A 13,726-nucleotide genomic window follows, 5' to 3' on the forward strand; every position below is an offset into this window, starting at 1 on the left:
AAACACGAAACACCCCCGGGCCAATTCACGCCCGAGGGTGTTTCGCTGCGGCTCCGATTTACACCGCCCGCTCACGCTCCTTCTTCCGCCGATTAACGGTGTCGGGTCAGCCTGTCCCGGCCGCGCGCGGCCCTGCCGACGCGCGCGAGGGGACCGGCTGGCGCCCGATCCCCCGAGGCGCTCACCGCGTCCCGCCCGCTTCCCTCCCACCCTTCTTCTTCCAGGCCCGGGCGGTCGTTGGGGTGCTCTGAGGGGGATGTCAGCACCCCGACCACGCTCCGGTAGGCCCCTGACCAGGGGTGATAGGCACGCCCGCCACCAGGCCGCGCAACATCTACCGCAACCCCTACCGCAACACCTTGGCGCAACGTCTACCGCAACCCCCTGGCGCAACAGCGCCGTTCGCCGCCGCCCCGCTGTCTCCCTGCTCCACCGCCCGGACGCTCCAGCGGCCGGGCAGCGCGGAGGCGCCGCCGACGCGCAACACCGCCGCCAGGGCGCCCGATCCCCCCGGCGAGCCGACCTCCGCCCCGCCCCCGCCCTACTCTCCTTCTTCCTGATCGTGGGCGGCTGAGGGAGGCTCCAGGGGGGATGTCAGACCCCCGACCACGCTCGAAAGGGCGTGGTGACCTGCGCCCACGCGCGGCGTCCCGGATAGCGCGCGCAGGAGATGGCGCAGGGGAAGGCGCAGGAGATCGTGCAGGAGATGCCGCAAGAGATGTTGCCGCCGGGCGGGGGCGGGGGTCGCCCGTGTGGGTGATGACGGCGAGTGCCGGCGGCGAGATGCTCCGCAGAAAGCCTTGGAGGGGCCGGGTGCGCAGCGCGTCCGGCCCCCGCGCCGTGCGCGGCCTGGCTGGTCCTTCGGTGGCCGGTCGGGCCGTGCACGGCTGTGACCTGCGATGGTCGGGCCCGTGGTCGGGGCTGGCGGTCAGGTGGCGGTGCGGCGGTCGAGGACGTCGGCCAGGCGGTCGGCCACCGGGCCGGGGCGGGCCGCGAGGTGGACCAGGGCGCGGACGATCTCGCTCTTGTCGACGGGGCGCCCGACCTGGCGGCGCAGCTCCAGCGCCAGGCCGTCGAAGACCAGGGCGTCGTCCTGGTCGAACAGGATCGTGTACTTGCTGGGCTTGGGCGCCTTCGGTGCTGCGGCGGGTTCGGGTGCCGTCGTGCCGTCGTGACGGTCTGCCGTTGTGCCGTCAGGGTGCGGCTGGCCTGGTACTTCGGGGCCGAACCGGCCGGACAGGCCGGTGAGCAGGGCGCTGACGCCGCCGGTGTCGACGGCGAAGTCGTCCTTCTTCTTGGCGTTCATGCTGCGGGGGTCTCCGGGAGGTAGCCGGCCTTCACGGCCAGGTCGCGGAACATGCGCGCGACGTCGGACTTCGGTTCGTACTGGGCGATGGTCTGGCCCTTGTTCTTGGCCTCCGCCACGGCGGTGCGCAGCGGGATCTCGCCGACCACGGGCAGCGGGAGCTGGTGTATGGCGTCGTAGACCTTCTGGTGGAAGCCCGAGAACGGGCGGTCGATGCGGTTGATGACCAGCCCGCGGTAGTGCGGCATCGGCATGCGCGTCTCGGTCACCAGGGTCTGCACCTGGCCCAGGAGCAGCTCCAGGGCCTCGATGGAGAACTCGTCGACGTCGACCGGGATGAGCACGTGTTCGGCCCACCGCAGGACGTTGTCCGTGTCGACGTCCAGCGCCGGGCGGCAGTCCACCAGGCAGTGGTCGAACTCGTCCTCCAGGAGCTCCAGCACCCACGCCAGGCGCTCCTCCTTGCTGCGCGTGCTGTGCAGCTGGCGCGGCAGGGTGAACAGGTCCAGCGCGCTCGGGATGACCCACAGGTTCTCCGAGTGCTGGCGCACCAGGGACCGGGCCTGTTCCCGGGTGCAGGTCTCCAGCATCGCCCGGGCGAGCGTCAGCTCCCCGCCCGGGTGAAGCCTCGGGATCTTCAACGCGGTGGTCAGGTTGCCCTGCCCGTCCATGTCCACCAGGAGTGTCTTGCGGCCCGCGGCCGCGAGCGTGCCGCCCAGATGCAGCGTGGTCGTCGTCTTGGCGACCCCGCCTTTCTGGTTCAGCAGCGCATCTCTCGTCATCGCCATAACGGCAGACCGTACCGCCGCAACAACGTCATGCCGTAGCTACGGCATGACGGCACACCTTCGTGTCTGCGGATCGGTCAAGGGGTCCGGCCTGGGGAATTGGCAACGGACAAGGGGGAGTTGCCTGTGATCCGCAGGGCGCGGCGGGTCAGGTGCGGCGGCGCCGGCCGAAGATGCCGCCCCCGGTCGGCGGCTGCTCGGTCTGCTCCTGGGCGGCTTCGGCCGCGCGTCGGCGGTCGGCGTGGCAGGGGCCGCACTCGCCGCCGGGCGTCAGGCCGTCTGCGGGGTAGACGAAGCGCTGGCAGGTCGGGCACACCCACTTGCCCGCCTCCAACCGGCGGCGCTCGGCTTCCTGCTCGCGCCGGGCGCGCTCGAGTTCGGCCTCCTGCGCCTTGCGACGGGCCTCCGCGCGCACCGAGTAGGCGCGGTAGTCGTCGGGGTTGTCGAGCGCTTCCACGAGGGGCTGCCAGGACGCATGGCCGTAGCGCCACCACACGGGCCCGTGCGGGCCGTGCGCGGCGAGCAGGCGCAGCGTCGTGGCCAGCAGCGGCACCGTGCGGTCGTAGTCGCGGTAGCCGTCCGGCTTCTGCCCCTCGGGCGCGTAGCCGTCGCCGTTCCACTCCCCGCGCCAGTGCTCGCGGGCGAGTTCGCCGACCTCCCGCATGCGGGTCTGCATGGCGAGCTGCCCCACGTTCTTGGTGAACACCAGCGCCACCGGCGGGTAGCCGTCGCGCGGCGAGGCCGGCCACACGGTCCGCCACAGCGGCACCTCCCGCCCGGCCAGGCTGACGCGGCGGGCGAAGAACCGGCGGTAGCGCTCGATCTTGTCCGCCACGATCGGCGGGCCCTCGGTGCCGTTGTCGACCTCCACGAACAGCAGCGGCGTGACGTCGTGGCCGGGCGAGGCGAACACCATGTCGGCGCGCAGCGAACCGCGGGCCGGGGACAGGAACGTGCCGCCGACCGGCAGCACCGCCTCCGTGGACCAGGCCGTGAGCGGCCCGAGCCCCTCCGGCCGCTCCACCAGGGCGGCTGGCGGCGCGGCGGGGGCGAGCTGGTGCTTGCGGACAACGGGCTGCGTCGGCTCGGGTGGGGTCTGCAGGAACGCGTCCAGGACGTCAGTCACCGCCCGGGCGTGCTTCGCGCCGGAGGCCGCCGCCGCCTTCGCGGTGCCGCCCATCTCCCTCGCCGGGCGGTCGAGGACGACGGCGGCTGCCTCCAGCCCGGCCGGGGTCAGCGTCCACAGCTTCTCGGTGACCCGGACGCCGTCGTCGTTCACGCGCACCGCGCTGCCCGGCGAGATCACCAGCTTCTCGGTCTCCAGGTCCTTCAGCCCGCCGCGCACGGTCGCCGCGTCCTTCGTGCCCGGGCACATCAGCCGCCGTATCTGGTCCGGCGTGGCGACCTTGACCACCCCGAGGGCGGCCAGGCACATCGTGCGCGTGCGGCCCGTCGACCCGTACCGGCGCAACCTCGAACCGCCCACCCCGCTGCCCCTTCCCTCCCGGCGCACCCCTCCCACGGGTGGCCCCTCTGTCCAGCCTGATCATGCAGGACAGAGGGGTGTCGAGGTGTGGCCGGGGCCCGGAACCCCGTGGTGATCTGCGCAAACACGGGCCGGGCAAGCCCTGCGCACCGCAGGGGGAACACAGGGGAGATCACAGTGGCAACCGCAGGGAACCGGGATGGCTTGCCTGGACCCCTTGTCCGATCCGCCGCACTGGGGTGACGGCATGCCGTTGTGCCGTCATGACGGCATGAACAGTGCGGCGGCTGAACAGTGACACAGACCGCCGCGCGTGCTCCGTTCACCTGGGGAAACGGCGGTCCGATGACACAGATGACACAGGTCCGGTCGGGCTCTGGCCGTGCGTGGTCGGGGCTCCCCGATGCCCCGACCACGCACGGGTACGGCCGGTTCACCGGGCGAGGATCACGCCGACCAGCGCGGCCATGACCGTGACCGCGCCGAACGCGGCGCCGAGCGGCTGGCTCCACGACGGGTGGCGGTGCACGACGTACGCGGCGCCGGCCGCGAACAGCAGCACGACGACGACCAGGAGCAGCGCGACGAGCAGAGCGAGCGTGGACACGAACGGTTCCCCCTCGGGATTCGGGCACGCCCCGGGCAGGGGCGTGCGGTGGTTGGGCGGTGGAGCGTCGGAGTTGCGTGGTGCTTGTGTCGTGGGCAGATGGCCCGGACAGGGCGGCGCCAGGGTCTTTGCTGCGGGGGTTAGCCGCGCAACCCCCGCTCTGACCAGGCCGTTTACAGGCGTGTGTGTTCCTGGTCACATGGGTTGCGGCGGGTAGGCAGCGCGACCGGGCGCCGATGGGGCGACCATGACACCCGCGCGGCCCGTATTCGATACCGCTGACCTGCGGCTTTCCGACCGGCCGGGGCTTGAATGAGCGCCGCCGGTCCGGTAGGCGCCCGCCGTGGTGAGGGGACGCAGGCGACGTAGTGCACGAGGCGGTGCCCCGGGGTTCAGTGAGGGAGTCGATTGCCTGGTCAGCGCCGCGAAGCGAAGGACAGACAGCGCAGCCCACGACGCGTCCCCGGCGTATAGGTCGCGAACCGCAGGTCAGAGACCTATGCGCAGGTCAGGACCGCCACCCGGCACCGCCAGACCACCGCCACCGCACCGCCACCCGTCCTGGCGGGTGGCGGTCAGCCGCGCCCGGGTGGCGGTCCCGTGGCGGTGCCGGGTGGCGGTCCGGCAGCAGGAGCAGCGCCCGGGCCCGCTGGTGGCGAAGTTCGCAGATACGCATCGCGGCGCGGCAGCGAATCCCGGGGCCAACGCGTAGCCGCGCCCGCGTGCCCACGCGAGAGCAGTGCAGCAGCGTGGGCTTCCCGGCGCTGATGCACGCCGCGGCGCCGGTTTCGCCCGGCCCGGAGTTCACCGCCTCGCACGCGCACGACACGCGCGCGCCTTGGGCCCCGCCGCCGCGCCAGGCCGGGGCGGTGAAGAAGAACTTCCCGCCCCGGGTCACTGCTCCGTGCGGTCCGGCGACATCTGCACGCCCCGCCACCCGGGCCCGAGTCCTCTCCGGCGGGGCCGGCCGGAACGGGGAGCCGGTGGAGCAGCGGCCGTGGGTTCATCGCCGGGCGGCGCCAGCGCGGCCCGCAGTCCGGCCGCCGCCACGAGGATCCGGGCCGCTTCCGCACGCCGGGACAGCAGCGCCTCGGCAAGCGTCTCGATGGCGTCGACGACGTCGTCGACGGCCGCCGGGCTCCACTCCCCTGCGGCCACGGCATCCGCCAGTTCGCACGCGGCCTCCGCGACGTCGTCGGCCAGCTGCTCCACCACCGGACGCTCCATGCCCTCCCCGACTCCCCTTCCGGTCCGCACCCGCTGCCGGGCAAACGACCGGACCGGGCAATGGTGCCCGGGCTGTGACCGCAGCTGTGACAGACGCTGTGACACGGCGGTTGTGACGGCCGGATGGGGCCGACCCGTACGGGCACGCGCACGTACGCGTGGACCGCGCGTGCGTGAAACCGCGCCACGCCCGCCACGCGGCACGCGCGGCACGCGTTGGACCGCCCCGAAGATCCGTCGGCGGCACTGCGCACCGCGCCTTGCAGCACCCCGGCCCGGACCGCCGCCCCGTCGTCGAACGCGGGCGCGGCCCCGGACGCGCGGCCGTTCACGGACAGGCGCACCGCCCCCGCGCCCGTGAAGATCGAAGTGAACGCCACACGCGCGCGTAAGGCGCGCGTGTTTCGCGCCCGCGAGGCACCGCCGGAGTGAACGTGATGAACGATGAACGCGGCCCGCCCCGGCCGCCGTCCCGGCTTCCGTCCGAGCAGCCCCGGCCACCGCCACCTCTCGTGTGCACGCGTGTGCTCGTGCACCTGTGCACGCTTTTTCGCGCCCGACCCCCGGCCACGGCGAAACCGGGCCCCAGACCCGCCCGGCACCCCGGGTGCGGACCGGCCGCCGCCAGTCCGGGCCGGTCCTCCCGTACGGCCCGCGCCCGTGATGATCGGGATGACATTCCACGCACGCGTACGTCGCACGCGTGGTTCCGCGAGGGCGAGGCACTTCCGCGGCCGTGATGATGACGGTGATGACAACCGGCCCGCCCGGCTCCTGGCGGCGCCTGCCGCGACCTGTCCGCCGCCGCCGCGCCGTCCGGCGACCGACACGTCGACGACGCGTTCGCGGACAGGCCCGGACTGCCCGGACGGGCCGGACAGGCCAATCAGCCGATGCCCGGCCCCGGGGCCAAAACGGCCCCGTACGGCCCGGAGCCCCGGGGGTGCGGCGGCTGATCGGATCGATCGGCCCACGCAGGCCAGCATCGGCCCCGCCATCGGCCGGCCATCGGACCCGATCGGCCAACGCCCGCCGATCAGCGGCCGATCGGGCCTCACAGCTCACAAACGGCATGCGGACCAGGCGGAACGCCGTGTGAGGCTCACACCTCACACGGCGCCCGGCGGTGTCACGCTCCGGCTGTCACGCTCGCCCGCCCGGCGAGAAACCGGCGAAAGGCCCAGGTCACAGTGGCGCGTGACAGCGTGACGAGCAACCAGGCCAGCCCGTGGCATCGGGAGGGGACCCAGGACCCAGCTACCGGGCCGGTCCACGCCCGCCAGGGAAAACGCCGGACCCAGGACCCAAAGACCCAGGTTTCAGGGGCGGTTCCGGGCGGGGGAGCCGAGCGGGGGCAGCCCGCCAACGCGAAGCGCTGTACGCCCACCTGACGGCCGAACAGGCCCCGCCCCGCCCAAGGAGACCCGGCGCGGGGTGAAAACGCGGGAGAGGGGCGTACAGGAGCGCTGGCGGGGCCGTGCACGGGTGAACGGACGAACCCTCGTGCGCTCACGTACGCGCGTAGGGCCGACCGGAGTTCACCCCGCCCGGCCCGGGTGAACGAGTGAACTCCCGCCCCCGAGGGGCTGTATGGGCGATCTGAGCGCCGAACGCACCCCGCCCCGCCCGGAGATGCCCAGGCGGGGCGAAAACGCGGGAGACGGCCGTACAGCGGCACTGCCGAGCCCTAGAACGGCGCGGGCGTCCCTGCTGCTGCGGCTTGCCGCTCCTCGTCGGTCATCGCGGTGACGGCCGCGACCTGTGCCGCCCACTCCGCGTCCCGGGTCTTCTTCGCAGCCGCAGCCCTGACCTGGCACCGAGGGCAGAGACCCTCAGTTGCCACCGGCCGCCCGCACGGCTGGCCGTCGAAACCGGGGCAGGTGCCGACGTGATCGGCGTCGTCGTCCTGCGGCGGCGCCACGGCGCAGGACGGGCAAAGGCCTCCCTCACGCACCCGCCGCTTGCACCCGCCCTCGCACAGCGGCCACCCCCGGCAGGCGCCGCACAGGTCTCCGTCCGGCGAGTCCAGCCCGCACTCAGGGCACTCCGGCCGCCGGGTGATGTGCAGCTCCATCGACGGCGCAGGCCTGCCCGCATCCGGTGCCGCAGCCTGAGCCGGCACCTGCCGCACCGCATCCAGCCCTAGCGGCGGGACGATCTTCGTCAGCCGGGCCGCGATCAGCGCCGCCATGGTCCGCTTGCGCTCCGCCGGAGCCGGGTACGGCCGGTCAACCAGCACCGCCCGCACCTGCTCCTGGCTCACCCCGGACAGCAGCAGCCCGTCGACCAGCCGGGCCTGGTCCCGCAGCGTCGTGCCCTGCGCCAGCCCCGCACCGATCTCCGGGTGATGCCGGCCGATCCGCTCCAACAGCCGCTCCCCCGGCGTCCACTCCCGCTCGCCGGGCTCCTGCTCCTGGTCCCCAATGCCGCCGCCGCTGTCCGTCCGTCCCTCCGTGTCCGAGCCGCTCGCGCGCGCCACCTCAGCTTCATGGACGGACGGGGGGGACGCAGGGGGGTTCTCGGATGGTGACTCGGAAGGTGACTCAGAAGGTTGGGGGACTTGTAGTCCGGGGGGTAGGGACTTGTAGTCCGGGGGGTAGGGACTTGTAGTCCCTACCCCCCCCGCTTCGGTGTCCGCTTTGCCCCGGGGACTTGTAGTCCCCGGGGTGGCCTTCTTCGGGCGCTTCACACCCTTGTCGGCGCGGGCCTTCTTAGGGGGTGCGGGAGCCAGTGCCGGACGGTTCTCAGGGGTGAGCGGGGGGCGTCCCAGTCCTGCTCTCTGCTCGTTGATGGACTCCAGCTGTGCGGCGCTCCACCACTCGGCGGGGATCATGACCTCCCAGATCACGGGCCGCTGCTCCTTGGGGATGGACAGCCACGTCCGCGACCGGTGTGCGGTCTGGCGGCGCAGGATGCCCCGGGACTCCATGGCACGGCACTTTCGGCCGGCGGTCTTGGCGTCCACTCGCGCTGCGGCGGCCAGGGTGGGGTACGACCGGAAACAGTTCATCCCGTCGAAGTCGCCCTTAACCACCAGAGCCACGAGGACGGCACGCTCCTCGGCGTCGTACACCGGAGCATGATCAATGGCCCACAGGACCGGGTACATGCTCACCGCGCCACCCCCGTGAGCAGGGCCGCAGCGTGACGATGTGGTGCTGTGCGGGTCGTGCGTCGTACGCTCAAGGCGAGCGCACCTCCTTGCTGGGAGTCGAAGTGCTTCTCCGCCCCCGGGCCGCGAACCCGGGAGTGGACCTGCGGGCCCCGCCGTCTGGCGGGGCCTGTTGCGTTGTGCGGGCCATCCTGCACCCGCCTGCCTGTGGACAGAGGACGGAGAGACGGGGGGTCAGTCGTGATCGAACGCTTCGCCGCAGCCGTGCCCGGTGGTCGGTTCGGCGAGCGCGGTGAAGGCGGTCAGCGGCTGCTCGATCCACTCGGTGCGCGCGGTGCGGGCGTGTTCGTCGCACGCGTAGACCTCGGTGCGGATGGGCCCGTAGGCGAGGCCGTCGACCGGTTCACGGCCTTCGATCAGGATGGCTGCGGGCCGGGTGCAGGTACCGATGTGCCGGATGGTCTTGGACATATGTAGATCCTTCGTGTCGGGTGAGACGGCCGGGGAAATGGCTATGGAGCCGGTGAAACAGGTTCCGTAGGCCAACCGGCAGTTTTGTCACGCCGTAGCTCGGAAACAAGTTCCACGCGATCCGCAGGGATTGCGCGGATCGTTACCTCTATCGTGGATCCGTCTTTTGCAGACTTTCCGACGATTGCCGTTTCGAGCACCGGCATTTCTTCAGAAATCTCCAGCAATTGCGCTTCTTCCCTGCTTGGCATTCGCGTCCGGATGAATTCCGTCCATGAAATTGGGCCGTGCCCCGCCTCTTCTAGGCGATCGAGATAGCCGCCGGGGCCGGTAGATGCTTCGGCGATTTGTGGGGCATCGCGAATCGCTTCTTCACTGAGCCAGGTGTCCACTACCTGAAAGGGAGGCTCCCCGGCCGGGCTGGTCACGCGACGACGCCGCAGGGTCTCCGTGCCAGCCTCGATGCCCATCAGTTCTGCCACGCGCTCAGGGGCGGGCAGACGCTCGCGGAACGGGCGGCCGTGCGGCACCCATCGTTCATCCGGGCGGGAAGCCGCAGGGAACACGTAACCCGCGCGCGGGCTACGGGTCACGAGCTGGCCCCGAGCGATGCGGCGCCTCTCGATGCGCCAGTCCAGGACGACGATCCCGCGCCGCTTGATCGGCCGCACGAGTCCCTCGCGTTCTAGGACCGCCAGTGCTGCCGAGATGACGCCGCGTCCGACGCCGTACATGGCCGTCAGGTCTTCGTACTTCGGCAAGGTGCCGCCCACCTCATACTCGCCACCCCTGATGCGAGTCCGCAGCTCAGCGGCGACTTCCTCATATCGGGCCACGCCTTGTCTCCCTCCTTGGGGCCGGTGCTGATCTTCCGGCCACGACTCCACAGTACCGGTACTGATCGGATACGGCATAGAGAACAGTACCGGTACTGTTGACGGAACAGTACCGGTACTGTTCTATGGGTCGTGCCGGTCGAGCTTCAGGGCCGGAGCAGTGAAGACCTGCATAAACGCAGGTGCCCGGCCGGTGTTGGAAGCACCGGCCGGGCGGCGGACCGGGTGTTGGAGCACCTGGGCCCGCTTTGGGCGGTGGTCGGGGTGTTGGAAGCACCCAGACCGCTGTCGGACCGATCCACATGGCTTGGGTGAAGGGGTTCGACGTGTCGATTGTCGCTGAGCGTCCGGTGATCCCGCAGGTAGCGAAGCGGGACAAGGACCGGTCGTCGCATCGGTCGAGGGCGGAGCGGGACCGGGTGCGGCCGGCGGTGACGGAGCAGACGCCGTCGCGGATGATCCGCTCGGGTTACACCACGGGTGACCGGGTGAGTCTGCGGGTGGCGGTGGACGTGCCGCTTCAGCAGGAGCAGGCGGAGCGGGTGGGCCGGTTGTTCGCCCTGTACGGCGTCCGGCTGGAGCGTTACCTGTGCGTGCGGGTGGGCTGGGACCGCCAGGCGCTGGCGCAGGACCTGGCGCAGGACGTGTGGGTGGAGATGTGCCGCCCGGGCGCGCTGGCGGCACTGGGGGACCGGCCGGATGACGAGGCGTTCCCGTTCCTGGCGGGCCGGGCGAAGTGGGCGATCGGCCAGCACTTCGCGGCGATGCCGAACCGGTGCGAGCGGCCCGTGGCGCTGGCGAACGAGGACGACACGGTGGACCAGGCGCTGGAGCGTCTGGCGGCCGGGTGCACGGTGGTGCCTGCTGCTCCGGAGGCGACCGAGCTGACGGGCCGGTTCGCCGCGGCGGTGGCGAAGATGCCCGAGGAGCTGCGGTTGTGGGCGCATCTGCGGTTCGAGCTGGGCATGTCGACGCGGGCGATCGAGGACCTGACGGGATGGCCGGCGGCCACGGTGTGGCGGCGCGGGCAGAAGGTCGTGGCGCTGCTGCACAAGGTCGCGGACGGGGAGGACATCGAGGCGGCGCTGCCGCAGAAGGCTCCCGAGCTGCCGGAGGGCTACGAGCGGGTGCTTGACCAGCTGCCCGACCACTACCGGGCGGTGGTGCGGCTGCGTGCCGATGGGCTGTCCCACACGGCGATCGCCGCGCGGATCGGCTACAGCAAGGGCGGTGCCGGGAAGCTCGTGGCGAAGGCGGTCACGGCGCTGAAGGCGGCGCTGCGCGACGTCGGCGCGGCGGTGGAGCAGGACGCCCCGGCCCGCCGTACCGCCTCGCTGCCGGAGGGCTGGGAGTCGGTGGTGGGCGAGCTGCCCGAGGATCTGCGCGCGATCGTGGCGCTGCGCGACCAGGGGCTGTCGTACGCGCAGATCGGCGAGCGTCTGGGCTGCGGGTTCGCGTACGCGGGTGAGCGGTTCCGCCGCGCCTGCGCCCGCCTGGAGGCCCTGCTGCGCATCCAGAACCGCGAGGTGCGGTCATGAGCCCGGAGGCGCAGGCCGCCCAGGAAGCGGCCCGGCAGATGGAGGAGGCACGGCGCGCGGCGGAGCTGCTCGCGGCAGAGGTCGCCGCGCACCTGGCCCGCCTGCACCCCGGTCAGGGGGTGCAGCGGTGAGCACCAACGCCGACCGCAAGCCGGGCTCGAAGCGCCGGCGTCTGCTCAAGGCGCGCCTGGCGGAGCGGGACGGGGCGCAGTGCTTCTACTGCGCGACGCCGTTCGGCCCCGAACTCGAGGGCGCCACCGTCGATCACCTGATCCCGCGCTCGCTGCTGCACACGTGGGCGCAGGCCGCGCTGGTGCTGGCCTGCCACCCCTGCAACGAGGCCAAGGCCGACCAGCTCCCCCAGGCGCTGCTGCGCCCGGCGCCCGGCATGTTCCGCCCGGGCCTGGTCCCGGTCGGCGGCACGGCCGCGTGACGGCTGCCTGTCCACCCCACGGCCCGAGTGCCGGGGGTGGGCGGGGAGCCGGGCACCCGGCCCGGCCCGCGATCAGCAGGGAGAACCCCATGCGCAACGTGACGCGTTCGAAGAAGGCCCCCGAGGGCGCCCGCCGTGTCGGCTACCTCGCCCGCCCCCTGGTCGGCGTGACCAGCGACGGCCGCGCGCTCCACGCGCTGCCGTTCGGGACGACCGGCGGCGGCAAGTTCGCGGGGCCCCTGGTGGGCGTCACCGCCGACGGCCGCATGGCCCACGCGGCTGGTGCTCCGTCGGCCGGAGAGACCGCGACCGGCAAGACGCCCCGCCCGACTTCGTAACCGAACGTGACCGGCTGCGGGGTGCGGACAGTGCGCACCGTGCGAACAGTGCGCACCCCGCCCGGCCCTTAGAAGGAAGCGGGTGTGCGCCGCGCACACCCCTCGCGCACAGTCCGACGCGTACCGGTTTGTCCGACGCGAACAGTTCGCGCGCACCGTGCGCGCACACTACGGAGAGTCAGGAAAAGATGGGTAGGAAGAAGCTGGAGGAAGCCGGACCGCCCGGCTCGTCGGCGCGGCTGCGTGTGGAGCTGGTGGCGGCGGACCGGTTCATCTCGTTCGTCACGTGGGGCGTGGCGGCGGGGATGATCGTGTGGTCGATCCTGAACGCGACCCCGTACGTGCGGGCGCACCTGGCGCCGGAGTGGCAGGACACGGCGTTCGTGCTGCCCCTGGTGGTCGACCTGGCGTTCCTCGGGAGCCTGCGAGCGGACGAGATCGCCTCCCGCCACAACGTCAGCGGCGGGGTATGGGCGGGGCTGCTGCGCCTGTTCACCGGCGCGGGGAGCGTGTTCCTGAACATCGGGCACTCGGCCGAGAAAAGCGACTGGACCGGAGTGTTCCAGCACCTGATCACGCCGGGCATCCTCGTGCTGCTCGCGGAGGCCGGCCCCGTCTACCGGCGCCGCCTCGCCAAGCGCCTGGACGACGTCGAGCAGATCGAGGCCGACAAGGCCGAAGCCGCCCGCAAGGTGGCCGCCGCGGAAGAGGAGCGCCAGCGCCGCATCGCCCAGGAGGAAACCGACCGCAAGGCCGCCCAGGAGCGCGCCGAAGCCGACCGCGAGCGGCAGCAGCGCCGGGAGGACCAGGTGTTCGCCCTCGACCTGGAGGAGAAGCGCGAGACCGCCCGCGCCGCCCGCGAGCTTCAGGCCCGGCGCCTGGACCTCGAAGAGAAGCGCCTCACCACGCCCGTTCCCGCAGCCCACAACGGTGCTGACGGCATGACGGCACACCGTAACAACGGCACGACGGCACACGGCGCCCTGGCTCCGCAGCCGGAGCCCCGCCCCGCGGCCGTCCCCGTGCCCGTCAACGGGCACGCCCCGGCGGCGGCCCCGGCCGCACCGGTACGTGTACCTGTCGCGCCTGTCGCGTCCGCGCCCCGCACAGGGGTTCCGGCCCCGCAGGCCCGCACTGGAGGCGACAACGGCCCTACTGTCGCGCCCACGGCCGACCCCCGCGCGACAACCGCCGACAACCCCGCCCCGGCCCGCAAGGACGCCCCGGCGCCCGTGGCCGCCAGCCACACCACCCCGGCCCGGGTCACCGCCCGAGTCGACGACAACGAGCACCAGGAGCAGCAGCCCAAGCAGCCGACCGGCCCCGCCAAGGACTGGGACCTCCCCGGCCTCCCCGCCGACTGCGCACCCGGCCGCACGCCCGAGCTGCTCACCGACACCCAGGTGAACGCCCGCATCGACTACGGCCTCACCCAGGGATGGACCCAGCGCCGAATCGGCGAATTCGCCGGACGATCCGCCACGGTCGTTAATCGGCGGAAGAAGGAGCGTGAGCGGGCGGTGTAAATCGGAGCCGCAGCGAAACACCCTCGGGCGTGAATTGGCCCGGGGGTGTTTCGTGTTT

General features: G+C 72.4%; 13 protein-coding genes. 5 read left to right on the top strand and 8 right to left on the bottom strand.

Features of this window, described 5'->3' with window-relative positions; genetic code table 11:
- Positions 1-928: 928 nt before the first annotated feature.
- The 8 genes from KUM44_RS11695 to KUM44_RS11730 all read right to left on the bottom strand — a co-directional run bounded on the left by KUM44_RS11695 (position 929) and on the right by KUM44_RS11730 (position 9,833).
- On the bottom strand, positions 929-1,306 hold the full coding sequence (locus KUM44_RS11695) for a hypothetical protein (RefSeq protein WP_217207752.1): 378 nt from the start codon (positions 1,304-1,306) through the stop codon (positions 929-931).
- Positions 1,303-2,094, bottom strand: a complete 792-nt coding sequence (locus KUM44_RS11700) for a ParA family protein (protein WP_254389396.1) — start codon at positions 2,092-2,094, stop codon at positions 1,303-1,305. The genes KUM44_RS11695 and KUM44_RS11700 overlap by 4 nt, the downstream gene beginning before the upstream one ends.
- 148 nt (positions 2,095-2,242) lie before the next feature.
- Positions 2,243-3,580, bottom strand: a complete 1,338-nt coding sequence (locus KUM44_RS11705) for a replication-relaxation family protein (protein WP_217207753.1) — start codon at positions 3,578-3,580, stop codon at positions 2,243-2,245.
- A 433-nt stretch (positions 3,581-4,013) separates the two neighbouring features.
- Positions 4,014-4,187, bottom strand: a complete 174-nt coding sequence (locus KUM44_RS11710) for a hypothetical protein (protein ID WP_217207754.1) — start codon at positions 4,185-4,187, stop codon at positions 4,014-4,016.
- Positions 4,188-5,081: 894 nt separating this feature from the next.
- Complete coding sequence (locus KUM44_RS11715; RefSeq protein WP_217207755.1) at positions 5,082-5,414, bottom strand: hypothetical protein; 333 nt, start codon at positions 5,412-5,414, stop codon at positions 5,082-5,084.
- A gap of 1,687 nt (positions 5,415-7,101) precedes the next feature.
- Positions 7,102-7,893 carry a hypothetical protein gene (locus KUM44_RS11720; RefSeq protein ID WP_217207756.1) on the bottom strand — a complete coding sequence of 264 codons (792 nt, stop codon included), beginning with the start codon at positions 7,891-7,893 and terminating at the stop codon, positions 7,102-7,104.
- Between the two features lie 867 nt (positions 7,894-8,760).
- Entirely contained in the window at positions 8,761-8,997 is a 237-nt protein-coding gene (locus KUM44_RS11725; protein WP_217207757.1) for a hypothetical protein, read from the bottom strand.
- 41 nt (positions 8,998-9,038) lie between these two features.
- Complete coding sequence (locus KUM44_RS11730) at positions 9,039-9,833, bottom strand: GntR family transcriptional regulator (protein ID WP_217207758.1); 795 nt, start codon at positions 9,831-9,833, stop codon at positions 9,039-9,041.
- A gap of 326 nt (positions 9,834-10,159) precedes the next feature.
- On the opposite strand from KUM44_RS11730, the gene KUM44_RS11735 reads away from it, so the two are divergent.
- The 5 genes from KUM44_RS11735 (at position 10,160) to KUM44_RS11750 (ending at position 13,668) form a co-directional block, all read left to right on the top strand.
- Positions 10,160-11,371 (top strand): hypothetical protein, encoded by a 1,212-nt coding sequence (locus KUM44_RS11735; RefSeq protein ID WP_217207759.1) that lies wholly within the window; start codon positions 10,160-10,162, stop codon positions 11,369-11,371.
- Positions 11,368-11,502, top strand: coding sequence for a hypothetical protein (locus KUM44_RS46750; RefSeq protein ID WP_302185988.1), 135 nt, complete (start codon positions 11,368-11,370; stop codon positions 11,500-11,502). The genes KUM44_RS11735 and KUM44_RS46750 overlap by 4 nt, the downstream gene beginning before the upstream one ends.
- Positions 11,499-11,804, top strand: a complete 306-nt coding sequence (locus KUM44_RS11740) for an HNH endonuclease (protein ID WP_217207760.1) — start codon at positions 11,499-11,501, stop codon at positions 11,802-11,804. Before KUM44_RS46750 ends, KUM44_RS11740 begins: the two co-directional genes overlap by 4 nt.
- Before the next feature lie 89 nt (positions 11,805-11,893).
- Positions 11,894-12,142, top strand: coding sequence for a hypothetical protein (locus KUM44_RS11745; RefSeq protein ID WP_217207761.1), 249 nt, complete (start codon positions 11,894-11,896; stop codon positions 12,140-12,142).
- 188 nt (positions 12,143-12,330) lie between these two features.
- Positions 12,331-13,668, top strand: coding sequence for a hypothetical protein (locus KUM44_RS11750; protein WP_217207762.1), 1,338 nt, complete (start codon positions 12,331-12,333; stop codon positions 13,666-13,668).
- Positions 13,669-13,726 lie beyond the last annotated feature (58 nt).

Source organism: Streptomyces sp. AC550_RSS872 (assembly GCF_019049285.1).
Taxonomy (GTDB): Bacteria; Actinomycetota; Actinomycetes; order Streptomycetales; family Streptomycetaceae; genus Streptomyces.